Origin of the sequence: Actinomadura rugatobispora (assembly GCF_042656285.1) — a bacterium.
GTDB lineage: Bacteria > Actinomycetota > Actinomycetes > Streptosporangiales > Streptosporangiaceae > Spirillospora > Spirillospora rugatobispora.
The window spans coordinates 62,113-87,128 of the sequence record NZ_JBHSON010000042.1; the positions used below are offsets into that span (position 1 = coordinate 62,113).

Here is a 25,016-nt window from a genome sequence, read left to right on the forward strand (position 1 = left end):
CCACGGCATAGACCTCGTCGCGGCCGGGTAGTACGTCGCCGCCACGGCCCGGACCTCCCCCAGGAGGAGCGATGAGCGAGATGAACGAGGCCGAGCCCGACCGCGCGACCGCGGCCGAGCCTGACACGGAGCAGGAGGCCGAGCTGAGCGTGGACGCCCCCGAGGCCGACGCGGCCGAGCAGCGGACGGCGCTGCGCGACGACGAGGACCGCTCCGGCTGGCCGCAACCGGTACCCTTCGACGCGGACGAGGCCGACGCGGCCGAGCAGCGGCGGGTGGTCGAGCTCGACGAGGACGACTACCGCTGAGGCCGGACGAGGGGCCGCCGCGGCCGCGCCCGGGAGGGCCCGGGACGGTCCGGGCCGGCTCCGGTCGGGCGACCTCGGTGTTGCGGGTGACCGGCGAGGTTACCGGCGCGTAGGATGTTGGGATTGGTTCCCAGCGACGGGTACCCCTTTCCGTCGCACTGATTCGGTGATCGGAGAGTGTGGTGACCGCGACCCCGGACGCCCGCCCTCGTGGCACGCGACTGCCGCGACTGGCGCGCCGCAGGCAACTGCTCGGCGCGGCCCAGGAGGTGTTCGTCGCCCAGGGCTATCACGCCGCGGCGATGGACGAGATCGCCGAGCGCGCAGGCGTCAGCAAGCCTGTGCTCTACCAGCACTTCCCGGGCAAGCTCGAGCTCTATCTGGCGCTGCTGGACGAGCACGCCGAGGCCCTGGTGAAGACCGTGCGGGACGCGCTGGAGTCCACCTCGGACAACAAGCTGCGGGTGCAGGCCAGCATGCAGGCCTTCTACGACTTCGTGGCCGGTGAGGGCGAGGCGTACCGCCTGGTGTTCGAGTCCGACCTGCGCAACGTGGCCCCGGTGCGGGCCCGCGTCGAGCGGGCCAACCAGCAGTGCGCCGAGATGATCGCCCGCGTGATCGCGGAGGACACCGACGCGCCCGGCGACGAGGCGCACCTGCTCGGCATGGGCCTGGTGGGCATGGCGGAGGTCAGCGCCCGCTACTGGCTGTCCCAGCACCGGGCCATCCCCAAGGACACCGCCGAGAAGATCATCGCCCGGCTGGCGTGGCGCGGGATCTCCGGCTTCCCGATGACGCCCGCCGGCTGACCCCGGCGCCGCCGCGCGGCACGGCGCCCGGGACCGGCCCCGGCACCGGGCCCGGCGGCCGGTCCAGTGCCGGGCCCTGCGCCCGGTTCACTCCGGTTTCACTCGGGGCGAAGCGTCCGGAGGGCGTTTCGCCCCGTCCGCGTGCGACCATCGGAGCAGGACGTCCCGCCGGGGGTGGCGGGGCGGGTGAGCACAGGGAGCTTCGCGTGCAGGTTCGCATCGGCGTCCAGTTCGTGCCCAAGGAGCTGGTGGTCGAGACCACGCAGTCCGCCGACGAGGTGCAGCGGGCGCTGGCCGACGCGCTGGGAGAGGAGCGGGGCGTCCTGGTGCTCCGTGACCAGCGCGGCGGCCGGGTGGTGATCCCGGCCGACCGGGTGGGTTATCTGGAGATCGCCGAGGAGGAGCGGCAGACGGTGGGCTTCGGCGGGAGCCAGTACGCCTGACCTGCGCTTTCATCCCCTTTTCCGGGTCCGTCCGGCGAGGGGCACGTTTGAAACCGACACAACGGGCATATCGATCGCCGACCGCGGGTCGTGAACGCGGAAGATGCACAACGACCCCCAGAAAAACGGATGGTGATCGACCATGCTCACGACGATTCTCTGGTTCATCATCGTCGGTGCCGTCGTCGGGGCACTGGCGCGACTGATCGTTCCCGGCCGCAACCCCATCGGGATGCTGCTGACGATCCTCGTCGGGATCGCCGGCGCGATCCTCGGCGGCGTGGTGTCGGACGCGCTCGGCGCCGGCACCCTCGTCGCGATCGTGTTCTCGGTGCTCATCGCCGCGCTCGGCGTGGCCGTGCTGACCTCGGTGAACTCCCGCGGCGGCGGGCGCCGCTGGGGCGCGCGCCGGCACACGCACTGACGCGCCGCTCCCCCGCGCGGGGTACGGCGCACGAGGAGAACGAAGAGAACACGAACACGGAAACGGCGTCCAGAGAGTCGGCGCCCCGAGACCGGAAGGCCCCCGCGCCCTGCACGCGGGGGCCTTCCGCACGTCCACGTGCCGTCAGGATCGTCAGGACGGGCTGGGCGTGGGCGTCGGAGTGGCCGAGCGCATCTCCTTGAGCACGGCAGGCGTCAGGAAATCCGCGAGTTCGTCCACCGGGACCCTCGCGTCCGTCACCTGGCACACCTGCCCCGCCATGGTCATGTCGAGGCGTTCCACGGCGATCTCGAACCGGGCCTCGCGCGGCGCCAGGGCGATCTGGACCGGCGAGCCGGTCCGCTGGAGGTCGGACGCCTTGATCCGGAAGGGCTTGTTCGCCTCGCCCGGGACCGGACCGGGCCGCAGGCATCGCCGCTCGTCGTGCGGGGCGATCCGGTCGGCCAGCCGGACCAGCCCGGCGGGGGTGAACGCGGCGGCGGTGAACAGGTCGTTCGGACCGAGCGTGCGGCCCGTGACCAGGTCGACGACGATCGTGGCCTCGCTGGTGAAGTTCTTCACCCAGTTGCCCGAGCCGTCCGGGACGGGCGTGACGCCGAACGAGTACGACGCCGAGACCAGCCGGTTCGTCTTCAGGGTGATCTCGGCGGTGGAGTGGACCTCCTGCACGTCCGGGCGGCCCGCGTACTCCCGGCGGTAGGTGGACAGTCCGCGGTCGGACGCGGCGCGCAGCGCGGCGTTGATCCGCCGCTCGACGGCCTTGTCCCGGTGCCCTCTGACGGTGACGTACTGCTGCGCGGCGACCGCCGCGCCGCCGCCCGCGGGCTGGTTCGCGGTCACCACGCGGGCGCTGACCGGGACGAGCGCGGGCGTGGCCCCGGCGGGCGGCCCGTCGTCGCGGGTGCCGACGGCGTAGGCGCCCACGCCCCCGGCGGCGAGGGTGGTGGCGGCCACGGTGGCGACGATCTTCGCACTGGCGGCGGCGAAGATCCCGCCACCGCCGGCGCCCGAAGCAGTCCCCGCCGCGGTGCCCCCGGCCGCGCCGCCTCCCACCGCCGCGCCTCCCGCGCCCGCCGCCGTTCCTCCCGCCGCAGCGCCTCCCGCGCCCGCCGTACCCACCGCGCCCGCGGCCGTCCCGGACGCCGCGGCGGTGCCCGCCACTCCCGTCGCGGACGGCGCCAGGCCCGCGGCGACCAGCGGGAACATCGCGGCCAGCGCCACCGCCCCGCCCGCCATGGCACGGATCCCGCGCTGCTCCCAGCCCGGCCCGTACGCGGCCAGCGCCGCCGTCTCCAGCTCCGTGACGAACTCCGCCGCGCCGGGCGGGCGTTCGGCCGCGCCCTTGGCCATGCCCCGTCGCAGCAGGTCGCGCAGCGGACCCGGCACGGCCTCCACCGGCACGGCGCCGTTCAGGTGGCCCTCGCGCAGCGCGCCCAGCCCCTCCCCCACGGCGTAGGGGCGGCGGCCCGTCACGCACTCGAAGAACACGCAGGTCGCCGCGTACACGTCGGTCGCCGGGGACGCGGGCTCGCCCAGCCACTGCTCGGGCGCCATGTACGCGGGCGTCCCCGACCGCGAGCCCTCGCCCGCCGGCTCCGCGATCCCGAAGTCGATCAGCTTGCTCAGCCCGTCGCCCCGCACCACCACGTTCGCCGGCTTGTAGTCGCGGTGCACCACCCCCACCGCGTGCGCGGCGGCCAGCCCCAGCAGCGACCCCTTCAGCACGGTCAGCGCCGCCTCCGGCCCCAGCGCGCCGTGCCGCGCCAGGATCTCCTTCAGCGAGGCGCCGTTCACGGCCTCCATCACCAGCGCCGCGCCGTGCTCCCCGTTCACGAACCGGTACAGCCGCACCACGTGCGGGTCGGTGATCCGGCCCAGCATCACCGCCTCGTCCCGGAGCCGCTCGATCGCGGCGTCGTCGCCGTCCCGGCGGACCAGGTACTTGATCGCGACGGGGCTCCCGGTCGCGTGCCGGGCCAGCACCACCCGCCCCTGGGCGCCGGAGCCCAGCTCGCGCACCTCGGTGAAGCCGTCGACCTGCCAGTTCACGCTCATGTCCGTTCCGGGCTCGGGGACGCACCGGGCAGCAGCGCCGCCACCTCGGGCTTGATCAGGTTCATGATCCCGGAGTACGGGACGGGCCAGACCACGAAGGTGCCGCACGCCAGGCCCGGCGCGACCAGGGTGAGCTCCGCCCGCTCCCGGGTGAAGACCACCTGGATCGGTGCCCCGCCCGCCTGGGCGGGTTCGAGGTCGGCGCGCCGCAGGCGGCCGCCGGGCAGGCAGTCGCGCTGGGCGTCGCCGATGTCCGGCATGACGCGGGTCAGCGCGGCGAGGCCGTTCGGGCCCAGGTCGCGGAAGATGTCGGCCGCGGTGAGCGCCCGGCCCGTCCGCAGGTCGACGTTGACGGCGCCCTTGAACCCCGGTTGCTCATCGGCGACCGAGCAGGTGCGGGTCTCGAACTCGTACAGCACCGAGACCAGCCGCGGGCCGCTGTAGCGGACGGCGGCGCGGCTCCCGACGGTGGCGCAGCGCGGGCGGTTGGCCTCGCCGAAGACCGGCCCGGTCACCTGCCTGCGGAGCCCCTGGATCGCCTGGTCGAGTGGCGCGCGCAGCGCGGTGTTGACGCGCCGCAGCAGATCGGCGTCCGGTAGGCCGCTGATCCGGATGAACTGGGCGTTCTGGACCTGGAGCGCGGGCCGTCCCGGCAGCGGGGTCGACTGGTTGAGGGTGGAGACGGCGGCGACCGGGCGCACGGCCGGCTCCTCTCCCCGGTCGGCGGCGACGTAGGCGGCCGTCCCCCCGCCGGCGGCCACGACGGTGGCCGCGCCGACCGCCACCGCCACCTTCGCCCCGGTCGCGGCCATGACGCCGCCGCCCGCAGCCGCACCGCCCGACACCGCGCCCGCGCCGACTCCCGACCCGGCGGCGCTCGCCGCCCCGGCCGCGCTCACCCCCACGGCCGCACCGCCCGACCCGATCGCGGCGGCGCCCAGCGGGAACAGCGCGGCCAGCGCGACCGCGGCCACCGCCAGCGCGCGCACGCCGCGCCGCTCCCAGTCCGCGCCGTACGCCTCGGCCGCCGCCGACTCCAGCTCCGCCACGAACGCCTCGGCCCCCGGCGGCCGCGCGCCCGGCTCCTTGGCCATGCCGCGCGCCACCAGGTCGCGCAGCCGCTCCGGGACGTCCTCGACCGGCACCTCCTCGTTCAGATGCCGGTGCATCAGCCCCGCCGCGGCCTCGGCCCGGAACGGCCGGTCACCGGTCACGCACTCGAAGAACACGCAGGTCGCCGCGTACACGTCGGTCGCCGGGGACGCCGCCTCGCCGCGCCACTGCTCGGGCGCCATGTACGCGGGCGTCCCCGACCGCGAGCCCTCCCCCGCCGGCGCCGCGATCCCGAAGTCGATCAGCTTGCTCAGCCCGTCGCCCCGCACCACCACGTTCGCCGGCTTGTAGTCGCGGTGCACCACCCCCACCGCGTGCGCGGCGGCCAGCCCCAGCAGCGAGCCCTTCAGGATCGCCAGCGCCGCCTCCGGCTCCAGCGGGGCGGTCTCGGCGAGCAGCCGTCCGAGCGACACCCCGTCCACGGCCTCCATGACCAGCGCCGCGCCGTGCCGGCTCGTCACGAACCGGTAGAGCCGCACCACGTGCTCGTCGGTGACCCGGGAGAGCATCGCCGCCTCGTCCCGCAGCCGCTCGACCTCGGGGACGTCGCCGTCCCGCCGGGCCAGGTACTTGATCGCGACGGGGCCGCCGCCCTCGTCGTGCCGGGCCAGCACCACCCGGCCCTGCGCACCGGCGCCCAGCTCCCGCACCTCGGTGAAACCGGGCAGCCGCCACAGGGCCCCGGAGGCCCCGGACGGCGCGCCCGTCATGTCCCTGCCATCGCTCACGAGCCAAGAATGTCAGGATCATGCGCATGCCGTCCGTGACGAACGACGCGGGAACGATCGAGGGGCCGGGAACGTTCCGATGGCCGACTGTGGCCGTCTCGGTCCTTCCCTGAGACGGCCGGGGCCCGGGGGCGCGTCGTCCCATCCGTCCCGCGAACGCCGCCCCGCCACCGCGAATCAACCGCCCCATATACACCAACCTCCGGCGCCCGGGGAATAGCCGTTACGGGTGGAAGCGTTCCTTCCTATGATCGGCCATTGGTGTACGGATCCAACGGTCGGTACACTGCGTCGCGGAGTGTGACCGCACGCAGCCACAGCGAGTGACTGCTTTCAACCCCTGACTGCGGTCGCCGAAGGAATTTTGATCGACGGCTGGTCCCTCCCGCGCGAGCGCGCGGCCACACCTGGCGACCCGGCGACCGTCCCCGCGGGACGGCCCGGCCGGCGCCGGTGTGTTCGATCGGCCCGGCCCACCGCGGCATCGCGGTGCCGGGTCCCGGAGCAGCGCCGCCCCGGGAGCGAGGACCCCGCACTTTTGGAGGCTGGAAGCCCTGGTTACCTTTCGTGAACTCGGGGTCGTACCCGAGATAACCGATGCCCTCGCCAGCGAGGGCATCGTCGACGCGTTCCCCATTCAGGAGCTCGCCCTGCCGATCGCGCTGGGCGGGCACGACATCATCGGGCAGGCCCGCACCGGCACCGGCAAGACGCTGGCGTTCGGCGTGGCCCTGCTCCAGCGCATCACCCACGGCCGCGGCCGCCCGCAGGCGCTGGTGGTGGCCCCGACCCGCGAGCTGGCGCTGCAGGTCACCGACGACCTCCTGGTCGCCGGCGGCAAGCTCGGCACCCGCGTGCTGTCGGTGTACGGCGGCCGCGCCTACGAGCCCCAGATCGAGGCGCTGCGGGAGGGCGTCGACGTGGTCGTCGGCACCCCCGGCCGGCTCCTCGACCTGGTCAAGCAGAAGCACCTCGACCTCTCCGAGGTCGGCGTGCTGGTGCTGGACGAGGCCGACCGGATGCTCGACCTGGGCTTCCTGCCCGACATCGAGCGGATCGTCGAGCGGATCCCCGCGCAGCGGCAGACGATGCTGTTCTCGGCCACCATGCCGGGCGAGATCGTGGCGCTGTCCCGCAAGTACCTCACCCGGCCCACCAACGTGCGGGCCGAGTCGCACACCGAGTCCGAGGCCACGCCGCAGGTCGTCCAGCACGTCTGGCAGGCCCACCAGATGGACAAGCCCGAGATGGTGGCGCGGCTGCTGCAGGCCGAGGGCCGCGGGCTGACCATGGTGTTCTGCCAGACCAAGCGGGCCTGCGACCGGGTCGCCTCCGACCTGGCCGGGCGCGGCTTCGCCGCCGCGGCGGTGCACGGCGACCTCGGGCAGGGCCAGCGGGAGCGGGCGCTGCGCGCGTTCCGCAACGGCAAGATCGACGTGCTGGTGGCCACCGACGTGGCGGCCCGCGGGCTGGACGTCGACGACGTCACCCACGTGGTCAACTACGAGTGCCCCGACAGCGCCGACACCTACGTGCACCGGATCGGCCGCACCGGCCGGGCCGGCAAGGAGGGCGTCGCGGTCACCCTGGTCGACTGGTCCGACCTGACCCGGTGGAAGCTGATCAACGGCACCCTGTCGCTGGACTTCGCGGCACCGGAGGAGACCTACTCCACCTCCGAGCACTTCTACGCGGCGCTCGGCATCCCCGAGGGCACCACCGGCAAGCTCCCCAAGGAGCAGCGCGGCGAGCGCGCCGGGCTGGACGCCGAGGAGCTGGAGGACATCGGCGAGACCGGCAAGGTCCGTTCCTCGCACCGGCGCGACCGGGACCAGGACCGCGACCATGACCGGCCCGCTCGCCGGCGTAAGCGCAGCCGCGCCCGGACCCGCGGCGGCAAGCCGGTCGACGCGGCCGCGCACGAGGGCGCCGGACAGGCCGCGACCAGGGCCGTCCGGGACGAGCCGGCCGCGGCCGACGAGCCCGGAGGCGAGGGCGAGCGGTCCGGCGGAGCCGTCGCGACCGAGCGCAAGCGCAGCCGGGGCCGCCGCCGCACCCGCGCCGGCAAGCCCGTGGCGGAGGGCGAGACCGCCCCGGCCGCCGCGAGCGAGGCCTCGCAGAACACCTGACACCTGACGACACGACGACACCTGACCGACACGACCGACCGACCGGCCGGGATGCGCCGCACCGATCAGCGTCCCGGCTCCCACTGCGGGATCACGCGCTCGCCACGTGATCTCGCAGTGTCCCGCCCGAGACGGCGGGCGACCCGGAGGGCGCGGCCACGGTCGCGCCCCTTCGGCGGCGCTCTCGCTCAGCGCGGCGGGCTCAGCGCCGCCGGTGGTCGCGCAGCCGCACCGCGGCCCCCGGATGGTCGGTGATCAGCACGGCGACCCGCGGATCGTCCAGGAAGCGGCGCATCAGCGGCACCGCGTTGACCGTCCAGATCATGGCGGGGAACCCGGCCCGCGCGCACTGGCGCAGCACGCCGGCCCGCGCCAGCCGATGGTTGAGCGCCACCATGTCCGCCCCGCACTCGCGGATCGCGCGCAGCGGGACGAAGTCGCGCACCGCGCCGCGCTCCCACAGCCCGCGCCCCACCGACAGCGCCGCGGTCACCCCGGGGAAGTCCCGTTTGATCAGCGCGATCGACCCGGCCTCGCGGGTGGTCACCACGAACCCGTCCTCGCCGAACGCCTCCCGCGCCAGCTCCACGGCCTCGTGCTCGCAGCCCCGCTCCTTGAGGTCCAGATGGCCGCGCGCCCGGCCCCCGATGATCTCCAGCGCCTCCGTCACCCGCGGCACCGGATCGGGCGCCAGCTCGCGTACCCGCGCGTAGGAGCAGCGGTTCAGCGGCACACCCGCGGCGGTACGATCGTGATGGACGACCAGGACTCCGTCGGCGGTACGCCGGACATCGATCTCCACGTACTCGGCACCGGACGCCACCGCGTCCCGCAGCCCGGCGAGGCCCGCCTCGTCCCGGCGGTGCGCGGAGATCGCCGCCGCGGCGCCCGGCAGCGGCGGCACGCCGTCGTCCCGTGCAGCGCCCTGATCCACGGCCTGGACGCTACCACCGAAGCGCCTTGACCGGTGTCGTCCCGTCGAGATTGAGTATGGTGGCCACCTGTGAGTACGCCCCGGTTCCTGACCTTGCCCCCCGGCGTTCGCCGGACGTCGGTCGAGACCTCCCGCGGTGCGTTCGCCGTGCTGGAGGCCCTCCCCGGATCGGGTGTGCCCGAACGCCGTCCGGCCCTGCTGGTGCCCGGTTACACCGGCAGCAAGGAGGACTTCCTGGCGGTGCTCCAGACGCTCGCCCGCGCCGGGCGCCGGGTCGTGGCCGTCGACATGCGCGGCCAGTACCAGACCCCGGGGCCCGACGACCCGTCCGCCTACACCCGGGCCGCGCTCGGCGACGACATCGCCGCCCTGGCCGCGGCCCTGGGGCCCGACCCGGTTCACCTGGTGGGGCACTCCTTCGGCGGCCTGGTCACCCGGGAGGCGCTGCTGTCGGGGAACCTCCGGCCCGCCTCGTACACGATCATGAGCTCCGGCCCGGCCGGGCTGACCGGGCCGGTGGCCGCCAGGGCGACGGCGCTGCGGGACGCGATCCCGCAGCTGGGCCTGGGGCAGATCTGGACGCTCAGCCTGGAGCCGGACGCCCGCAGGCGCGGCCTCCCGCAGGAGATCGTCGACTTCCTCCAGGCCCGCACCATGGGCAACTCCGAGACCGCCCTGGTGGCGATGGCGCACGAGCTGCTGGGCTGCCCCGACCAGGTCGACGAGTTGGCCAAGCTGACCGAGGACACCGGGCTGCGCACCCTGGTGCTGTACGGCGAGGACGACGACGCCTGGGACCCGCGCGAGCAGGCGTCCATGGCCGAGCGGCTCGACGCGTCCAGGGTGGTCATCCCCGGCGCCGCGCACTCCCCGGCCGTCGAGGCGCCCGAGACGACCGCCCACGCCCTCACCGACTTCTGGAACCACTGCGAACGCTGCACCCGCTGACCTGCGCCGACGCGCCTGTCACGGGGGCCGGTGATGCGGGCGCGCCCGTGTAATGACACACTTACTGAAGTTTGTCTCACGATGCGAGGTGCGTGCATGCCGGCGACCGTCCAGCCCCCGGAAAGCGTCACCTGGCGCGTCCACATCGACCGGTCCATGTGGGTGGGCGGGGTGCGCGGCCTCATGCTGCAGGCCCTCCACCCCGTCGCCATGTGGGGCGTCTGGCAGAACTCCAACTTCCAGGAGGACCCCTTCGGACGGCTCCAGAGGACGTCCGACTTCGTCGGAATCGGAACCTTCGGCAGCCCCGAGGAGGCGGAGACCGCGGCCAGACGCGTCCGCGACATCCACCGCAGCCTGCGGATCCACAACCACGACACCGGCAGGAAGGAACGCCTCGACCAGCCCGAACTCCTGCTCTGGGTGCACTGCGCCGAGGTCTACTCCTACCTCCAGGTCGCCCGCCGCGCCGGACTCCTCCTGACCGACGCCATGGCGGACCGCTACCTGGACGAGCAGCGGCGCAGCGCCACCCTCGTCGGCCTGCACGCCGAGGACGTCCCCGGCAGCGTCGCCGAGATGGAGGCCTACTTCGCCGAGATGCGGCCCCGGCTCCGCGTCACCGAGGAGGCCGCCGCCACCGTCCGGTTCCTGATGTGGCCCACCATGCCGGACAACCTCAAGTACCTGGCCCCCGGCAAACCCGGCTGGTTCCCCTTCGGCGCCCTGTGCTACTACACGCTCCCGGACTGGGCCCGCCAGATGTACGGAGCCCTGCCCGAAGTCCCCCGGCCCGCCGTCACCACCGCCTTGCGGTCGTTCCGGATGGCGATGAACTCCGTACCGGAACGTATGCACGACTACGCCTTCGCCAAGCCCACCCGCGACATGCTGGACCGGGCCCGCCACCGCCTGGCCGCCGAAGGCTACGACCTGAGCCACGGCCTCTACGGCCTCAAGAGCCCCCGCCGCTGGAAAGAGCGCGAAGCGCTCGTATCCGCCTGACAGAGACGGTAGTAACACTCTGAGGGTGGCGACCCCTCCGACTCCCCGGCAAAAAGCCGGACTGACCCTCCGACGCCTGACCACCGAAAACCAAGAGGGCCGTGCGGCACGGAACCGCGCGGCCTCTTCCCCTTTCGGACGAGCTCAGCCCGTCGACTCAGCCCCGAACGGTCGCTCAAGCGCTGCGATCGCGTGCGAAGCCAGGTTCGAGCGAAGCGAGAACCTGATCGCGAAGCGAGCCGTCAAGGCGAGTTCGGAGCGATGCAGCGATCGCCGCGTTCGCGACAAGCGACGAGCCGCCAGGCGAGGAGCGCAGCTCGCGAACGCAATAAACACAGCGACGAGCCGCCAGGCGAGGAGCGCAGCTCGTGCATGCAAAAACTAAACAGCGGCCCAGGGGTCTTTGCGGGGGGCGGCCTCCAGGCCCTCGGGGCAGTGCCTCGCGAAGTCGCAGTAGGAGCACAGGCCGCCGGGGCGGGGCGGGAAGGCCTCGTCGTACGGGGTGTGGTCGACCGCGGCGCCCTCGCCGGGACGGGGGCGCGGCACCGCAGGCGGGCGCAGCCGTTCGCGGTACGCGGCGTCGGCCTCCGCCGCCTCCGCCGCGATCTGCTCCGCGCGCCGCAGATGCCGTTGCAGCGACTCGTCGGTGTGCTCCCAGACCGCGACCTCGCCGCTGGGCAGGTGGTGCAGCTCCACCCGCCGGCAGGGGCGGCGCAGCACGCGGGCGGCGGCCAGCGCGTACAGCGCCAGTTGCAGGGAGCCGCGGGCGTCGTCGGAGGTCAGGACGTGCCGTCCGGTCTTGTAGTCGACCACGACCAGTTCTTCGCCGCGCGCGTCGAGGCGGTCGATGCGTCCCGACACCGCGATCCGGTCGGTGCGGGTCGCGACCGTGCGCTCCACGCCCAGGGGCTCGTCGGCGGGATCGAGGCGCGCGACGTACCGCTCGACCATCTCGCGGGCCCGGCCGCGCCACTCGGCGGACTGGGCGTCGTCGCGGAAGCCGTCGGTGAGCCAGCCGCGGGCCAGCAGCGACCCGGCGGCCTCGACGGTGCGCTCGGGCTCGGGGAGCCGCCACCAGGCGGCCAGGGCGTTGTGCACGCTGGAGCCCACGCTGTTGTGCGCCCAGGGCGGTCCCTTGGGCGGCGAAGGCCGGTCCAGGTAGGTCATCCGGTACCGGCGCGGGCAGTCGAGCCAGTTGTTCAGCCGTGACGGCGTGCACGTGTAGAGCCGCTGCGGCATACCTTCGAGGCCGAGTTGCTCGGCGACCATGAGAGGAACCGTCCGTCGGAGGCGGGGAGCGGGTCAGTCCTTGTCGCCCTCGCGGGCGAGCTCGCCCCAGCTCTCCCAGCGGGCGTCCTCGTCGCCGACCGTGGTCTCCTCGCCCTGGCCCGGCAGCACCCGCAGGTCCTTGGGCAGCGGCGTCAGCAGCGCCCCGATCGAGTTGAGCTGCTTGCGCAGGTCCTCGAACTGGCCGCCGATGGAGCCGGGCCGGTTGCGGTGCAGGGTGTCGCCGGAGAACAGCACGCCGAGCTGCTCGCTGATCACGCAGACCGCGCCGGGGGTGTGCCCGGGGGTCTGCACGATCTCCAGCTGGGCGTCGGCGATCTCGAACACGCCGCCGTCCTCCAGCCAGATGTCGGGCTCCACCGAGCGCAGCGCCTTGGCGTCGTCCTCGTCCTCCTCCTCTTTGGCGAGGCGGCCGAAGTAGTCGCGCCACAGCAGCCGGTCGGCGCGGTGCAGGGCGATCGGCGCCCAGTTCTCCTCGTCGTCCTCGCCGGCGGCGGCGACCTCCAGCACCACGCCGAGGCGGTGCTCGTTGCCGTCGGTCAGGATGACGGCCATGACCTCCCGGTCGCCGACCTCCTTGAGGATGGCGTCGGCGTCGTAGGCCGGGTCGATCACGATGACCTCGTCGTCGTCGCCGACCAGGTAGGTGTTGTTCTCGACGTCGTACTCGGTGTCGTCCAGGGTGATCGTCCCCGACGTCACCACCTGTTCGATGCGCGCGTCCACGCCCGCACCCTATCGCGCGCCGTCCACCGGATGGGGACGCCGGAGATCGTCCGGGCGCGCCTTGCGGCAGGACGATCTCCGGCGGGTCCGGCGTGGGCTCAGGTGCTCGTGAGTGGTCGTATGGTGCCGGAGGTCGAGGTGAGGAGGGCCTCGTAGGCGGGGACGGCGGTGGTCTCGCGGCCGAGGCGGTCGTCGGGGAGTTCGCCGTGGTAGTCGCTGGAGCCCGTGCCGAACAGCCCCAGCCCGGCGGCCAGGTCGCGCAGCCGGGCCCTGTCCTCGGGCGCGTGGTCGGGGTGGTCGACCTCGATCCCCGCCAGCCCGGCCGCCGCCAGCTCCTCGATCGCCTCGTCGCCCAGGGTGTAGGCGCTCCGCCCCGGCCGCGGGTGGGCCAGCACGCAGGCGCCGCCCGCCTCCCGGACCAGCCGGACGGCGCGGGCCGGGTCCAGCGGGTACGGGCCGACGTGTGCCCTGCCGCCATCGGCGATCCAGTCGCCGGTGAACGCCTCGTCGAGGGACGCCACCACCCCGGCCTCCACCATCGCGCGGGCGACGTGGGGCCGTCCCACGGATTCGCCGCCGGCCAGCTCGCGCACCCGGTCCCAGGAGACGTCCGCGCCCAGGGCGCGCAGCCGGTCGACCATGTTCCGGGCCCGGTCCACCCGGTGCGCGCGGATGGCGGTCAGCTCGGCGGCCAGGGCGGGGGCGGACGGGTCGAAGAGGTAGCCGAGCAGGTGCAGGCTGCGGCCCTCGTACCGGCAGGACAGCTCGATGCCCGGAACCAGCGTCAGCCCCTCCGGGAGGGCCCGCGCGGCGTCGTCCCAGCCCGAGACGGTGTCGTGGTCGGTCAGCGCCAGCACGTCCAGCCCGGCCTCCCGCGCACGGCGTACGACCTCGGCGGGCGGCCGGATCCCGTCGGAGGCGTCGCTGTGGCTGTGCAGATCGATGCGCATGCCCCGTATCTACCAGGAAGCGGTGACGTCAGCTCTCCAGGCGGGGGCTGAACGCCCCGTACGGAAGGTCGACCTCCATGCCGGGCTCGCGGAGGTCGATCAGGTGGGGCCGTTCCAGCATCAGGACGCCGGCGTCCGCGGGCCACAGCACCACCCACAGCCATTCGCCCATGGCCTCGCCCACGTACACGGCCCGGTCGGGCTTGGACGGCACCGCCCACATCGGGACCGAGTGCCCGCAGGTCGCCGTGGGCCCCTGGACGTCGATCTTGACGTCCGCCGGGCTGCCCTCGAAGACGTTGCCGGGATCGGGCGCGTCCAGGCCCGCGTAGAAGGCCCCCAGGCCCGTCCCCGGCTGCTCGGCGATGAGGAGCATGTCGGCGGGGCCGCGGAGCAGGCCCGGCCCGGACAGGGCGACCGTGCAGGCGCGGGCCCCGGTACGGTCGTCGCCGACCGTGCAGAAGCCCGTGACAAGCCATCCCAGGGGCAGCGGCCACGGCACCCACACCGGCACCCGGGCCTCGCGGAGGACGGCGGCGAGCCCTTCGGCGCTGGGGCTTCGGGGCGGCTGCCTCGGCAGCACCACGCCGTGAGCGTCGCAGCTCCAGTCGCTCGACCAGAGGCTGGGCGCGTGCAGCGGCCCGCCGCAGCGCGGGCACGTGGGCTCCGCCCTCATGGCTACCAACAGTGCGGTGTAAGGAGTCTTCACGTCAAGTTGTCCCAGCTCAACCCGGCGGAAAAGGGGCACAAAATGCCCGGGCGCGGGGGCACGGAGAATGGGCACGTGAACGTGCGCTGCGTAGGGGGAATCGTCCGGGACGGCTCGGGCCGGCTGCTGATGGTCAAGCGCGGCCGCGCGCCCGCCGCCGGGACGTGGTCGGTGCCCGGCGGCCGGGTCGAGCCGGGCGAGAGCGACGAGGCCGCCGTCGTCCGGGAGATGCGCGAGGAGACCGGCCTGGAGGTGGCCGTGGGCCGCCTGGTGGGCACGGTGGAGCGGCCGGGCCCGGACGGCGTCACCTACGAGATCCACGACTACGAGGTCACCGTGCGGGGCGGCGCCCTGCGCGCCGGGGACGACGCGGCGGAGGCCCGCTGGCTCACGCCCGCCGAGCTCCGCGCCCTCCCGGCCGCCCCCGGCCTCCTGGACGCACTGGGCGGGTGGGGCCTGCTGTGAGATGGTGGGCCGGACGAAGGCATCACCGCGGTCGGGGGAGCCATGCGCCGGACGGGGTCGCCGCCGGCACTGCTCGCCGGCCTGCTGGCCCTCATCGTCATCGGCACCGTCGTGCTCGTGCGGACCGTCTCCTCCGATCCGGACGAGACCGGCCGCCCCGCCGGAGCCCCGCCGCCCACGGCGCCGGCGCGGACCGTCCTGCCGTCGCCGTCCGGCGGCCTGCCGAGTTTGGGCCCCGCGACCACCTACGCCGCCCGGGTCAAAGACTCCCGCGCGGTGGTGGCCCTCACCGTCCAGAACGGCGCCGCGATCGCCTACGTCTGCGACGGCGAGCGGCTGGAGGCCTGGCTGCGCGGCCGGATCCACCCCGAGGGCCTGATCCGGCTGCAGGGACCCGAGGGCCTGGTCACCGGGTCGGTGCAGGGCGACAGCGTGGTCGGGGCGGCCAGCCTGGACGAGGACGGCCTGTTCGCCTTCCGCGCCGGGGCCGTGAAGGCGCCCGCGGGCCTGTACCGCGCGACCTCGACGGTTCGGGGGTCCCGGCTCGCCGGCGGTTGGATCGTGCTACCCGGCGGTGACCAGGTCGGCGTCGTCACGCTAGGGCGGGCGACGCGTCCCGCGCCCGCGCTGAAGCCCGCCGCCGGGGCCGTCACGGTCGACGGCGTCCGGGTCCCGGTCGCGCCCGCCGACCCCGCCAAGCCCTGACCCCGGGGCGGACGGTCAGCGCCAGCCGGTTCCGGGGCTGATCTGGGCGTCGGGCACGTCGTCCACCGGATCCCCGGGAGCGGTCGCGCCCGCGTGCTCCGCCTCCGGCCCGGCCGGAGGGGCCGGAGCCTCGGGCGAGGCGAGCGCGGCGGCGTCGGGATCGGGCACCACGGTCTGGATCCTCAGCCGCTTCACCAGCCACGTCACGGCGACCGCGTACAGCACCATCGGGATCACGTCGGCCACCACGTACTGCCACGGCACCGCGCCCTGCACGATGTCGAGCTGCCCCACCGCGGCCGGGATCAGGAACGCCATCAGGTTGTTGAACACGTGCAGCGCGATGGCCGCCTCCAGGCCGCCGCTGCGCACCGTCATCCAGCCCGCGATCGCGCCGAAGACGAAGACGTCCAGCATCCCCCAGCCGGTGTAGCCGTGCCCTGACGTGAACAGCGCCGACCCGATCACGATGCCCGGCCAGGGCGTGCGGAACACCACGCTGAGGGCCCGCCCGACCCGTCCCCGCCGGGTCTCCAGCGTGCACGCCCCGACGGCCTGCAGCAGCCAGCCGCGGAAGACGTACTCCTCGGCGGACGCCTGGAACGGCACCAGCGCCACGATCAACGCGGCGGCGACCAGGAAGCGCTCCCACCCGACCCACTGCTCGGCGGCCGGTGCGGGGTCGTCCACGGCCAGGCCCGCCACCCAGGACGTGCCGAGCGAGACCGCGCAGAACGCCAGCGCCAGCCCGGCGCAGACCAGCAGCCAGCGCCAGCGCAGCCGCCCGACCACCGAGGACACCGTCCCGGGGCGGCGCCGCTGCACCCACCAGGGCACCAGCATCGCGAACGGCAGGAAGACCGCCAGCGCGGCCAGGTTGAAGCCCAGATCGGCGATCTCGTTGCCGAGGATGGTGGTGCCGGAGCCGGTCCCGTCGGGCACCTCGCCGGTGACCACGGCCGCGATGACCATCGCGCCGATGCCCAGCACCATCACCGAGGAGAAGCCGCCGAACAGGATCGCGAGCGTCCCCACCCAGGGCCGCCACCAGCGGTGCACCGCCGTGCGGGCCATGCGGTGGTACGGCGATCCGGGCGGAGTCGGCACGTCCCACGGGCGCTTGACCGGAACCCCATAGCCCGCGTAGGGCATCCCCTGCGGGCCGTAGGGCTGGGGATATCCGCTCTGAGGCGCGTACGGGTGAGGGTAGGGCTGGTGCTGAGCCTGCGGGTGCCACTGGTATTGCTGCGGGTGCGGGTACGGCTGTTGTTGCGGATGCGGTTGGGTGCCGGGCGGAGCCCCGTAGAGGTGCGGGTAGGGCGGCGGGTATTCACCCGGACCAGGCCCCTGACCAGGGCTCATGCCAGGGCGGGTGTCGGGAGCCATCTCAGGCCAGCCCTGAGGGCCCTCCTGCGGCCCCTGTCCCGGCCAGGCCGGTGCCGGGGACGGCGGGGACGGGTTCGCGGGAGGCAGAGGCGCTGCGGGCCCCTGAGAGCCGTTCTCACCCGGCAGCCCGGGATCGGGCGGAGCCCAGCCGTTGTCCGCCGGATCCGACACGCGCGACCTCCCTGTTGGGTCAGCGGCCCGAAGGCCCTTCCGCTGTAACAGAGCGTACGTGCCGGAAGGCGACGCTTGTGCCGATAGTGATCCCGCGGGCCGGGGCCCTCAAGGCACCGGTCAGGCCTCGGGCGGCTCGAACGCCGAGGTGCGGACCAGCCCGGCGGCCCGGCCCTTGGCCGCGATCACCAGCGCCATCTTGCGGGACGCCTCGTCGATCATCTCGTCGCCCAGCATCGCGGCGCCGCGCCCCTCCACCCGCGTGCTGTGGTCGTAGGCGTCCAGGATCAGTTCCGCGTGGTCGTAGTCCTCCTGCGCGGGCGAGAACACCCGGTTCCCGGCGTCGACCTGCGACGGGTGCAGCACCCACTTGCCGTCGAAGCCGAGCGCCGCCGACCGCTGGGCCACGCGCGTGAAGGCGTCCACGTCCCGGACGTTGAAGTACGGCCCGTCGATGGCCTGCAGGTCGTTCGCGCGGGCGGCCATGAGGATGCGCATCAGGATGTAGTGGTAGGCGTCGCCCTCGGTGTAGCCGGGCGGCTGCTCCCCCACCACCAGGGTCTTCATGTTGATCGAGGCCATGAAGTCGCCCGGCCCGAAGACCAGGGTCTCCAGCCGCGGCGAGGACGCGGCGATCGCGTCGATGGCGACCATGCCCCGGGCGTCCTCGATCTGGGCCTCGATCCCGATCCGGCCCGGCTCGTACCCCATCGCCTTCTCGATCTGGGTGAGCAGCCGGTCCAGCCACTGCACGTGGGACGGGTCCTGCACCTTGGGCAGCATCACGCAGTCCAGGGCCGCGCCGGCGCCCTCCACGACCTCGATCACGTCGCGGTACGCCCAGTGCGTCTCCAGGTCGTTGATCCGCACCACGCGGACCTTCCCGGTCCAGTCACCCTCGTTGAGCGCGGCGACCACGTTCTTGCGGGCCTCCTCCTTGGCGCTGGGCGCGACCGCGTCCTCGAGGTCCAGGAAGATCTCGTCGGCCGGGAGGCCCTGGGCCTTCTGGATAAAACGGGGGTTGCTGCCGGGGACCGCAAGGGTGGTACGTCGCGAGCGCATGGCCCGGATGCTATCCACCGCCGTTTTGTGGCACGCTGCCGGTATGCCTGCCGGTACGAGCGACGCCGCCGCCGACCCCGCCGACCAGCGGGCCGGGGAGCCGTCCGGGGAGTCCACGGAGTCCAAGGAGTCCGCCGGGCGGAGCTGGACGGCGCTGGTGGAGGAGGCGGCCAAGAAGTCGGGGCTGCTGTGGCTCGACCTGCCCGGTCTCCCCCAGCCCCGCGCCGCCTGGCACCTGTGGCACGACGGCTCGGCCTACGTGCTCACCGGCGGCGAGGGCGAGCAGCCGCTGCCGGGCCTGCCGGAGGCGGAGCGGGTGCCGGTGACGCTGCGCAGCAAGGACAAGGGCGGGCGGCTGATCTCGTTCGTCGCCGCCTGCGAGCGGGTCGAGCCGGGCACCGGGCTGTGGGACGAGGTCGCCCCGCTGCTCATGAAGGACCGCCTCAACGCCCAGACCCACGAGGGGCAGCTGGTGCGCTGGGCGGAGGAGTCGTACATCGTCCGGCTCACCCCGACCGGCGAGGTGATCGAGGGGCCGCACGACCGGCCGGAGGGGTACGCCGTGGTGCGGCCGGTGCCGAGCCCGGCGACCACCGCCGGTCCCCCGCCGCGGCTGCTGGGCGGGAAGAAGCGCCGCGTCGACCGCTGACCCGCCCGCGCCGCTTCGCCCCCGCTTCCCCGCCCCCACTTCCCCGCTTCCCGTTTCCCCGCCGTCCCCGGTTCACATCGGGAGCTCGCTGTTCGCGCTGATGGCGCGGAGCTTGTCGGGGTTGGCGACCATGTGGATCTCGGCGATCCGGCCCTCGCCGTCGACCTCCAGGGTGATCGTGGCGATGGGGCCGTCCGGTCCGTCGAGCACCAGGCCGGGCAGGCCGTTCAGCTCGGCCCACCGCAGCCGCATGTCCTCCGGCCGGACCCCCGCGTAGGGCAGGCCCGTCACGGCGACCACCCAGCGCGCCACCTTCGCCGCGCCGTGGATCGTCCGCCGCGCGGCCCTGACCTTCCCGCCGCCGTCGGTCCACAGCACCACGTCGGGCGCCAGCGCCTCCATGAGCTTGTTGAGGTCCCCGCCGAGGGAGGCCTCCAGGAACAGCTCGGTGGCCTCCCGCCGCGCCCGCCGGTCGGTCTCGAACCGGGGACGGCGCGCCTCCACGTGCTTGCGGGCCCGGGTCCCCAGCTGCCGCACGGCCGTCTCGGAACGGTCGAGCGCCTGCGCGATCTCCCCGTACGGGAACCCGAACACCTCCTTCAGCAGGAAGACGGCGCGCTCCAGCGGGCTGAGCGTCTCCAGCACCACCAGCATCGCCATCGACACCGACTCCGACAGCTCGGCGTCCTCGGCGACGTCCGGCGCGGTCAGCATCGGCTCGGGCAGCCAGGGGCCCACGTACGACTCGCGCTGCGCCTGCGCCGACCGGAGCCGGTCCAGCGCCAGGTTGGTGGTGATCCGCACCAGGTAGGCGCGGGGATCGGCGACCCCCGACCGGTCCGCCGCCGACCAGCGGAGCCAGGCGTCCTGGACGGCGTCCTCGGCGTCGGCCGCGATGCCGAGCATCCGGTACGCGACCGCGAACAGCAGGTTGCGATGCTCCTGGAACACCGCGTCCGGTCCCCCGCCGGGCTCCTCGCCCATGACCGCACCGCCTTCCTGGCCCCCGCCGGGCTTCTCGTTCACGACCGCGCCGCCTCCCTGCCGCGTCCTCCGTCCCGCCCGGGGCCGGACGGGATCTCGCAGCGGTCCTTGAAGCCCTGGCCGGTCAGCCCGGCCGCCGCGTTGAACCGCGAGCGCAGGTTCTCCAGCGCCACCATCATCGTCAACTCCACCAGCTGCCGCTCGTCCAGGTACCGGCGGAGGGCGGCGGTCAGCTCGTCGGTCACCTCGGGCGGGTCGGCGCTCATCGCCTCCGCGTACTCCATCACCAGGCGCTCGTCCTCGTCGAACAGGTCGCTGTCGCGCCAGTGCGGGACGGCCTCCAGCTTCTCCAGCGGGACGCCGTGGGTGGTGGACTCCCAGGTGCCGAAGTCCACGCACCACGAGCAGCCGATCCTGACCGCGGCCGCCATCACCGCCAGATCCTTGAGCCGGTGCGGCACCGCCTTCCAGCGCAGCGCCTGCATCTCCATCGTCGCGTACCCGGTGGAGACGCCCATGTGGTGCCCCATCGCGCGGCCCGGGTCCAGGTCGGTGCCGAACTTGCGGCGGAAGAACCAGGAGCCGACGCGGTAGCGCAGCGTCCGTGGCGGATCGAGGGAGATGCGGGCCATGACGTCCTCCGTTTCGCAGTCCCCGCGTCCTTCGCGGGACGTCACCAGCAAGGACGCGGCCGGGCCCGAGGATGTGACACGCGTCCGCGAAGCCGCACGCGCGCCGTCCCCCCGCCATGTACCCGTTCCCCGCCCGACCCCCGCCCGTCCCCCGGCGGGGATCGGATGACCTCGGTGATCGTGGGTAACCTCCGTCCCATGACCGGAGTTCCGGCGCGGGTGTTCATCGCGCGGCTCGCCGGGATCGCCGTGTTCGACCCGGCCGGCGACCAGGTGGGCCGGGTCCGCGATGTCGTGGTGGCGCTGCGCCTGGGCTCCCGGCCGCCGCGGGTCCTCGGGCTGGTGGTGGAGGTCTCGCCGCGCCGGCCGGTGTTCCTGCCGATCACCCGGGTCACCGTGATCGAGGCGGACGCGATCGTGTTCGACGGCCGCCTCAACGTGCGGCGCTTCGAGAAGCGCGAGTCCGAGACACTGGTGATCGCCGAGATGCTGGACCGCACCGTCCGGCTGGTGGAGGGCGACGACCCGGTCGCGGTCGTGGACGTGGCGATGGAGCCCACCCGCACCCGGGACTGGCTGGTCAGCAAGGTCGCGGTGCGCCGCATCAAGGGCGGGCGCAACGGCCGCCCCGGGCGCGGCCGCACCCCGCTGCGCCGCCCCGGCGGCGAGACGATGGTCATCGACTGGGACGCGGTGCACGGCTTCTCCGCCGTCGAGCACGGCCAGGGCGCCGCCGGGCTGATCGCCGCGTTCGAGCGGATGAAGCCCGCCGACCTGGCCGGGATCGTGCACGAGCTGACCGCCAAGCGGCGCAGCGAGGTCGCGGCCGCGCTGGACGACGAGCGGCTGGCCGACGTCCTGGAGGAGCTGCCGCAGGACGACCAGATCGAGATCCTGGGCCGGCTGGAGGTGGACCGGGCCGCCGACGTGCTGGAGGCCATGGACCCCGACGACGCCGCCGACCTGCTCGGCGAGCTGCCCACCGAGCAGCGCGAGCGGCTGCTCACCCTGATGGAGCCGCAGGAGGCGGCCCCGGTGCGGCGGCTGCTGACCTACCCCGACGACAGCGCCGGCGGGCTGATGACCACCGAGCCGGTGGTGGTGCCGCCGGACGCGACCGTGGCCGAGGCGCTGGCCCGGATCCGCAACCCCGACCTCAACCCCGCGCTGGCCGCCCAGGTGTACGTGTGCCGCCCGCCCACCGCCACGCCCACCGGCCGCTACCTGGGCACCGTGCACTTCCAGCGGCTGCTGCGCGAGCCCCCGCCGACCCTGGTCAGCGGGATCGTGGACAGCGAGCTGGACCCGCTGCGGCCCGCCGTCTCACTGCAGGCCGTGGCGATGTACCTGGCCGCCTACAACCTGGCCGCGGGCGCCGTCGTCGACGAGAACGGGCACCTGCTCGGGTCGATCACCATCGACGACGTCCTCGACCACCTGCTGCCCGCGGACTGGCGGGAGAACGTGATGGACGCCACCGCCGAGGCCGTCGCCGACCCCGAGGAGGAGGCGCTGCGCGGCGGCCGCTCCGGCCTGACCACCTGATCACTCGATCAGCTGATCACTCGATCGGCCGATCGACCGACCACCGGCACGACGACTCGGGGAACGCACTGATGACGACGCCACGCCTGGACCAGCCGCGCGAACTGCGCCGCACCCTGCTGCCGCGGCCGCACTACGACCCGGAGTCCTTCGGACGGCTCGCCGAGGTCTTCGCCCGGTTCCTGGGCACCGCCCGGTTCCTGGTCTACATGACCGCGTTCGTGGCGGTGTGGATCGGCTGGAACATCCTGGCGCCGTCGTGGCTGCGCTGGGACCCCTACCCGTTCATATTCCTGACGCTGATGCTGTCGCTGCAGGCGTCGTACGCGGCGCCGCTGATCCTGCTGGCGCAGAACCGGCAGGGCGACCGCGACCGGGTGCAGTACGAGCAGGACCGCTCCCAGAACGAGCGCAGCATCGCCGACACCGAGTACCTCACCCGGGAGATCGCCGGGCTGCGGCTGGCGATCAGCGAGGTGGCGACCCGCGACTTCCTGCGCTCGGAGCTGCAGCAGATGCTCAAGGAGCTGGACGGGGAGCGCAAGGAGTCCCATCCCACGCTGTCGTGACCGCCCTGCCGCCCGCCGCGGAAGGATCGCCGCCCGGCGGGGGCTGGTCGTCGGCGAGCTTGCCCATGACGTGGGCGAGCGTCCGCAGGTCGTCCTCGTCGAGGCGGCTCAGCACGGAGTCCTGGACGCCGCGCCGGTAGGTGGGCCCCGCCTCGTCCAGCTTCGCCCTGCCCCGCGGTGTCAGGACGGCGTACAGGCCCCGCGCGTCGCTGGCGCAGGACTCCCGCTCCACCAGGCCCTCCCGCTGCATCCGGTCGACCAGGCGGGTCAGGCCGCTGCGCGACAGCAGCACCCGGTCGGCCAGGTCGTTCATCCGCAGCCGCCCGCCCGCCGATTCCCCCAGCCGGGTGAGCACGTCGTAGGAGGCGAGCGCGAGGTCGTGCTCGGCCAGCAGATCGGCCTGGAGCCGCCGGGAGATCCGCGCCTGGGCGCGCAACATCGCACGCCAGACGGCGAGTTCCTCGGCGGAAAGGGAACCGCCAGGGATGGTCACGACACGATCGTAGCGGGCCGGGTTCGCGACCACGGCCGGTCAGTTCATACCATGGGGGCATGGCCTCCCAGTTGACGACGGAGCAGGTGACCGAGGCGCTCGCCACGGTGAACGATCCCGAGATCCGCAAGCCCATCACCGAGCTCGACATGGTCAAGGGTGTCGACATCGCGCCAGGCGGCGCGGTACGCGTCGGCATCTACCTGACCGTGGCCGGCTGCCCGATGAAGGACACGCTGACCCGCGACGTCACCCAGGCCGTCTCCCGGCTGGAAGGTGTGACGTCGGTCGCGGTCGACCTGGACGTGATGAGCGAGGAGCAGCGCAAGGCGCTGCAGACCAAGCTGCGCGGCGGTGAACCGGCCAAGGAGATCCCGTTCGCCAAGCCCGGCTCGCTGACCAAGGTGTACGCCGTGGCCAGCGGCAAGGGCGGGGTCGGGAAGTCCTCGATCACCGTCAACCTGGCCGCCGCGCTGGCCGCGCAGGGCCGCCGGGTGGGCGTGGTCGACGCCGACATCTACGGCCACTCGGTGCCGCGGATGCTGGGCGTGGACGCCCCGCCCACCAAGGTCCAGGACATGATCATGCCGCCGTCCGCGCACGGCGTGAAGGTGATCTCGGTGGGCATGTTCACCGCCGGGAACCAGCCGGTGGTGTGGCGCGGCCCCATGCTGCACCGCGCGCTGCAGCAGTTCCTCGCCGACGTCTACTGGGGCGACCTCGACATCCTCCTGATGGACCTGCCGCCCGGCACCGGCGACATCGCGATCTCGGTGGCTCAGCTGCTGCCCTCGGCGGAGATCCTGGTGGTCACCACCCCGCAGCAGGCGGCGGCCGAGGTGGCCGAGCGGGCCGGGGCGATCGCGGCGCAGACCCACCAGCAGGTGGTCGGCGTGATCGAGAACATGTCGTACCTGACCTGCGCGCACTGCGGCGAGCGGCAGGAGCTCTTCGGCTCCGGCGGCGGGCAGACGGTGGCCGACGCGCTGACGAAGACGCTCGGCACCCGGGTCCCGCTGCTGGGGCAGGTGCCGATCGACGCCCGGCTGCGCGAGGGCGGCGACAACGGCACCCCGCTGGTGCTGTCCGACCCCGACGCCGAGGCGGCCAAGGAGCTGCGCACGATGGCCGACACGCTGGGCGGACGCTCCCGCGGCCTGGCGGGCATGTCGCTGGGCCTCAGTCCCAAGCGCCGCTGACCCGTCCCGAACACCAACGACGCCCGTGGCCGGAGCCCCCGAAAAGGGGCTCCTCAGGCTTCGCGTTCCAGGGGCCCACGTTCAGGGCCCCACGTCAGGGCCTCGCGTTCCAAGGCCTCGCGTTCCAGGAGCCCTCACGTTCCAGGGCCTCCAGGGGCGTCCTCGGGTGTCAGGGGCCTTCGGGGGCGGCCTCGGGCGTCAGGTCGCCTCGTTGTCGAACGGCGGGCGCTCGCCGTACTCCAGGCCTCCCGGCACACCCGCGTACTCGGGCTCGTCGTCGAAGATTCCGTCGCGCTTCACGTTGGAGCGCACGTCATCGTCGGGATGGTCCTCGAGGAGGTGCTTGCGGACGAAGGTCTTGGGATTGAGGTCGGCGACGTCGAAGTCCTTGAACTCCGGCCCCAGCCCCTCCTGCAGATCGGCCTTGGCACTGTTGGCCATCTGGCGCAGCTGCCGCAGCGCACGGCCCGCCTGACCGGCGGCCTGGGGAAGCTTGTCCCCGAAGATGACCAGGGCGAGCACGACGAGCACCAGCATCTCGCCCAGTCCGACGTCGAACAACTCGAC

At 73.7% G+C, this 25,016-nt stretch carries 26 protein-coding genes; 13 read left to right on the top strand and 13 right to left on the bottom strand.

Going from position 1 to position 25,016, the window contains the following annotated elements:
• The first annotated feature begins 71 nt into the window (after positions 1-71).
• The 4 genes from ACFPZN_RS27470 (at position 72) to ACFPZN_RS27485 (ending at position 1,984) form a co-directional block, all read left to right on the top strand.
• Positions 72-308 carry a hypothetical protein gene (locus tag ACFPZN_RS27470; RefSeq protein WP_378285094.1) on the top strand — a complete coding sequence of 79 codons (237 nt, stop codon included), beginning with the start codon at positions 72-74 and terminating at the stop codon, positions 306-308.
• Positions 309-490: 182 nt separating this feature from the next.
• Entirely contained in the window at positions 491-1,117 is a 627-nt protein-coding gene (locus tag ACFPZN_RS27475; RefSeq protein WP_378285095.1) for a TetR/AcrR family transcriptional regulator, read from the top strand.
• A gap of 206 nt (positions 1,118-1,323) precedes the next feature.
• Positions 1,324-1,560 carry a DUF3107 domain-containing protein gene (locus tag ACFPZN_RS27480; protein ID WP_378285096.1) on the top strand — a complete coding sequence of 79 codons (237 nt, stop codon included), beginning with the start codon at positions 1,324-1,326 and terminating at the stop codon, positions 1,558-1,560.
• Between the two features lie 142 nt (positions 1,561-1,702).
• Positions 1,703-1,984 (top strand): GlsB/YeaQ/YmgE family stress response membrane protein, encoded by a 282-nt coding sequence (locus ACFPZN_RS27485; RefSeq protein ID WP_378285097.1) that lies wholly within the window; start codon positions 1,703-1,705, stop codon positions 1,982-1,984.
• Positions 1,985-2,137: 153 nt separating this feature from the next.
• Here ACFPZN_RS27485 and ACFPZN_RS27490 read toward each other — a convergent pair whose 3' ends face one another.
• Together ACFPZN_RS27490 and ACFPZN_RS27495 are read right to left on the bottom strand one after the other, a co-directional pair.
• Positions 2,138-4,060 (bottom strand): serine/threonine-protein kinase, encoded by a 1,923-nt coding sequence (locus ACFPZN_RS27490; protein ID WP_378285099.1) that lies wholly within the window; start codon positions 4,058-4,060, stop codon positions 2,138-2,140.
• Positions 4,057-5,901 carry a serine/threonine-protein kinase gene (locus tag ACFPZN_RS27495; protein ID WP_378285100.1) on the bottom strand — a complete coding sequence of 615 codons (1,845 nt, stop codon included), beginning with the start codon at positions 5,899-5,901 and terminating at the stop codon, positions 4,057-4,059. The genes ACFPZN_RS27490 and ACFPZN_RS27495 overlap by 4 nt, the downstream gene beginning before the upstream one ends.
• Before the next feature lie 455 nt (positions 5,902-6,356).
• Here ACFPZN_RS27495 and ACFPZN_RS27500 point away from each other — a divergent pair, with 455 nt between their 5' ends.
• A complete protein-coding gene (locus ACFPZN_RS27500; RefSeq protein WP_378285101.1) occupies positions 6,357-8,030 on the top strand; it encodes a DEAD/DEAH box helicase in 1,674 nt (557 codons plus the stop codon).
• 202 nt (positions 8,031-8,232) lie between these two features.
• Here ACFPZN_RS27500 and ACFPZN_RS27505 read toward each other — a convergent pair whose 3' ends face one another.
• On the bottom strand, positions 8,233-8,964 hold the full coding sequence (locus ACFPZN_RS27505) for a glycerophosphodiester phosphodiesterase (RefSeq protein WP_378285102.1): 732 nt from the start codon (positions 8,962-8,964) through the stop codon (positions 8,233-8,235).
• 69 nt (positions 8,965-9,033) lie between these two features.
• On the opposite strand from ACFPZN_RS27505, the gene ACFPZN_RS27510 reads away from it, so the two are divergent.
• Both ACFPZN_RS27510 and ACFPZN_RS27515 read left to right on the top strand, forming a co-directional pair.
• The gene (locus ACFPZN_RS27510) at positions 9,034-9,912 is read left to right on the top strand and encodes an alpha/beta fold hydrolase (protein WP_378285103.1); all 879 of its coding nucleotides are present in this window, start codon (positions 9,034-9,036) and stop codon (positions 9,910-9,912) included.
• 96 nt (positions 9,913-10,008) lie between these two features.
• Entirely contained in the window at positions 10,009-10,917 is a 909-nt protein-coding gene (locus ACFPZN_RS27515; protein WP_378285104.1) for an oxygenase MpaB family protein, read from the top strand.
• A 381-nt stretch (positions 10,918-11,298) separates the two neighbouring features.
• Here the strand turns inward: ACFPZN_RS27515 and ACFPZN_RS27520 are convergent, their stop codons facing one another.
• The 4 genes from ACFPZN_RS27520 to ACFPZN_RS27535 form a co-directional block, all read right to left on the bottom strand.
• Positions 11,299-12,186 (bottom strand): RecB family exonuclease, encoded by an 888-nt coding sequence (locus ACFPZN_RS27520; RefSeq protein ID WP_378285105.1) that lies wholly within the window; start codon positions 12,184-12,186, stop codon positions 11,299-11,301.
• 33 nt (positions 12,187-12,219) lie between these two features.
• Positions 12,220-12,930 carry an MBL fold metallo-hydrolase gene (locus ACFPZN_RS27525; protein ID WP_378285106.1) on the bottom strand — a complete coding sequence of 237 codons (711 nt, stop codon included), beginning with the start codon at positions 12,928-12,930 and terminating at the stop codon, positions 12,220-12,222.
• Positions 12,931-13,028: 98 nt separating this feature from the next.
• Complete coding sequence (locus tag ACFPZN_RS27530; protein WP_378285107.1) at positions 13,029-13,880, bottom strand: PHP domain-containing protein; 852 nt, start codon at positions 13,878-13,880, stop codon at positions 13,029-13,031.
• Between the two features lie 28 nt (positions 13,881-13,908).
• Positions 13,909-14,556: a DUF6758 family protein gene (locus tag ACFPZN_RS27535; RefSeq protein ID WP_378285109.1), complete on the bottom strand. Its 648-nt coding sequence runs from the start codon at positions 14,554-14,556 to the stop codon at positions 13,909-13,911.
• 108 nt (positions 14,557-14,664) lie between these two features.
• Between ACFPZN_RS27535 and ACFPZN_RS27540 the strand changes: the two genes are divergently transcribed.
• Together ACFPZN_RS27540 and ACFPZN_RS27545 are read left to right on the top strand one after the other, a co-directional pair.
• A complete protein-coding gene (locus ACFPZN_RS27540) occupies positions 14,665-15,054 on the top strand; it encodes an NUDIX hydrolase (RefSeq protein ID WP_378285111.1) in 390 nt (129 codons plus the stop codon).
• Positions 15,055-15,096: 42 nt separating this feature from the next.
• Positions 15,097-15,759 carry a hypothetical protein gene (locus ACFPZN_RS27545; protein ID WP_378285113.1) on the top strand — a complete coding sequence of 221 codons (663 nt, stop codon included), beginning with the start codon at positions 15,097-15,099 and terminating at the stop codon, positions 15,757-15,759.
• 15 nt (positions 15,760-15,774) lie between these two features.
• On the opposite strand, the gene ACFPZN_RS27550 is transcribed toward ACFPZN_RS27545, so the two are convergent.
• Together ACFPZN_RS27550 and ACFPZN_RS27555 are read right to left on the bottom strand one after the other, a co-directional pair.
• The gene (locus ACFPZN_RS27550; protein WP_378285116.1) at positions 15,775-16,833 is read right to left on the bottom strand and encodes a CPBP family intramembrane glutamic endopeptidase; all 1,059 of its coding nucleotides are present in this window, start codon (positions 16,831-16,833) and stop codon (positions 15,775-15,777) included.
• A 603-nt stretch (positions 16,834-17,436) separates the two neighbouring features.
• Positions 17,437-18,378 (bottom strand): HpcH/HpaI aldolase/citrate lyase family protein, encoded by a 942-nt coding sequence (locus ACFPZN_RS27555; RefSeq protein ID WP_378285117.1) that lies wholly within the window; start codon positions 18,376-18,378, stop codon positions 17,437-17,439.
• 43 nt (positions 18,379-18,421) lie between these two features.
• On the opposite strand from ACFPZN_RS27555, the gene ACFPZN_RS27560 reads away from it, so the two are divergent.
• Positions 18,422-19,027 (top strand): hypothetical protein, encoded by a 606-nt coding sequence (locus ACFPZN_RS27560; RefSeq protein ID WP_378285118.1) that lies wholly within the window; start codon positions 18,422-18,424, stop codon positions 19,025-19,027.
• 72 nt (positions 19,028-19,099) lie between these two features.
• Here the strand turns inward: ACFPZN_RS27560 and ACFPZN_RS27565 are convergent, their stop codons facing one another.
• Positions 19,100-20,053, bottom strand: a complete 954-nt coding sequence (locus ACFPZN_RS27565; protein ID WP_378285119.1) for an RNA polymerase sigma-70 factor — start codon at positions 20,051-20,053, stop codon at positions 19,100-19,102.
• Positions 20,050-20,643: a carboxymuconolactone decarboxylase family protein gene (locus ACFPZN_RS27570; RefSeq protein WP_378285120.1), complete on the bottom strand. Its 594-nt coding sequence runs from the start codon at positions 20,641-20,643 to the stop codon at positions 20,050-20,052. Before ACFPZN_RS27570 ends, ACFPZN_RS27565 begins: the two co-directional genes overlap by 4 nt.
• A 198-nt stretch (positions 20,644-20,841) precedes the next feature.
• On the opposite strand from ACFPZN_RS27570, the gene ACFPZN_RS27575 reads away from it, so the two are divergent.
• Positions 20,842-22,188: a magnesium transporter MgtE N-terminal domain-containing protein gene (locus ACFPZN_RS27575; RefSeq protein WP_378285121.1), complete on the top strand. Its 1,347-nt coding sequence runs from the start codon at positions 20,842-20,844 to the stop codon at positions 22,186-22,188.
• A 71-nt stretch (positions 22,189-22,259) separates the two neighbouring features.
• Positions 22,260-22,757, top strand: coding sequence for a DUF1003 domain-containing protein (locus tag ACFPZN_RS27580; protein WP_378285122.1), 498 nt, complete (start codon positions 22,260-22,262; stop codon positions 22,755-22,757).
• On the opposite strand, the gene ACFPZN_RS27585 is transcribed toward ACFPZN_RS27580, so the two are convergent.
• On the bottom strand, positions 22,708-23,250 hold the full coding sequence (locus tag ACFPZN_RS27585) for a MarR family winged helix-turn-helix transcriptional regulator (RefSeq protein ID WP_378285123.1): 543 nt from the start codon (positions 23,248-23,250) through the stop codon (positions 22,708-22,710). The two genes, ACFPZN_RS27580 and ACFPZN_RS27585, sit on opposite strands and share 50 nt — an antisense overlap.
• Before the next feature lie 59 nt (positions 23,251-23,309).
• On the opposite strand from ACFPZN_RS27585, the gene ACFPZN_RS27590 reads away from it, so the two are divergent.
• Positions 23,310-24,449, top strand: a complete 1,140-nt coding sequence (locus ACFPZN_RS27590) for an Mrp/NBP35 family ATP-binding protein (protein ID WP_378285124.1) — start codon at positions 23,310-23,312, stop codon at positions 24,447-24,449.
• A 198-nt stretch (positions 24,450-24,647) separates the two neighbouring features.
• On the opposite strand, the gene ACFPZN_RS27595 is transcribed toward ACFPZN_RS27590, so the two are convergent.
• Positions 24,648-25,010 carry a sec-independent translocase gene (locus tag ACFPZN_RS27595; RefSeq protein WP_378285125.1) on the bottom strand — a complete coding sequence of 121 codons (363 nt, stop codon included), beginning with the start codon at positions 25,008-25,010 and terminating at the stop codon, positions 24,648-24,650.
• Between the last annotated feature and the right edge of the window lie 6 nt (positions 25,011-25,016).

Bases quoted from the DNA above. Each gene is read 5' to 3' on its own strand.
- ACFPZN_RS27580 (WP_378285122.1), top strand. From the start codon at position 22,260: ATGACGACGCCACGCCTGGACCAGCCGCGCGAACTGCGCCGCACCCTG.
- ACFPZN_RS27520 (WP_378285105.1), bottom strand. From the start codon at position 12,186: ATGGTCGCCGAGCAACTCGGCCTCGAAGGTATGCCGCAGCGGCTCTAC.
- ACFPZN_RS27590 (WP_378285124.1), top strand. From the start codon at position 23,310: ATGGCCTCCCAGTTGACGACGGAGCAGGTGACCGAGGCGCTCGCCACG.
- ACFPZN_RS27575 (WP_378285121.1), top strand. From the start codon at position 20,842: ATGACCGGAGTTCCGGCGCGGGTGTTCATCGCGCGGCTCGCCGGGATC.
- ACFPZN_RS27545 (WP_378285113.1), top strand. From the start codon at position 15,097: ATGCGCCGGACGGGGTCGCCGCCGGCACTGCTCGCCGGCCTGCTGGCC.
- ACFPZN_RS27530 (WP_378285107.1), bottom strand. From the start codon at position 13,880: ATGCGCATCGATCTGCACAGCCACAGCGACGCCTCCGACGGGATCCGG.
- ACFPZN_RS27535 (WP_378285109.1), bottom strand. From the start codon at position 14,556: ATGAGGGCGGAGCCCACGTGCCCGCGCTGCGGCGGGCCGCTGCACGCG.
- ACFPZN_RS27485 (WP_378285097.1), top strand. From the start codon at position 1,703: ATGCTCACGACGATTCTCTGGTTCATCATCGTCGGTGCCGTCGTCGGG.
- ACFPZN_RS27470 (WP_378285094.1), top strand. From the start codon at position 72: ATGAGCGAGATGAACGAGGCCGAGCCCGACCGCGCGACCGCGGCCGAG.
- ACFPZN_RS27560 (WP_378285118.1), top strand. From the start codon at position 18,422: ATGCCTGCCGGTACGAGCGACGCCGCCGCCGACCCCGCCGACCAGCGG.
- ACFPZN_RS27490 (WP_378285099.1), bottom strand. From the start codon at position 4,060: ATGAGCGTGAACTGGCAGGTCGACGGCTTCACCGAGGTGCGCGAGCTG.
- ACFPZN_RS27570 (WP_378285120.1), bottom strand. From the start codon at position 20,643: ATGGCCCGCATCTCCCTCGATCCGCCACGGACGCTGCGCTACCGCGTC.
- ACFPZN_RS27555 (WP_378285117.1), bottom strand. From the start codon at position 18,378: ATGCGCTCGCGACGTACCACCCTTGCGGTCCCCGGCAGCAACCCCCGT.
- ACFPZN_RS27515 (WP_378285104.1), top strand. From the start codon at position 10,009: ATGCCGGCGACCGTCCAGCCCCCGGAAAGCGTCACCTGGCGCGTCCAC.
- ACFPZN_RS27550 (WP_378285116.1), bottom strand. From the start codon at position 16,833: ATGGCCCGCACGGCGGTGCACCGCTGGTGGCGGCCCTGGGTGGGGACG.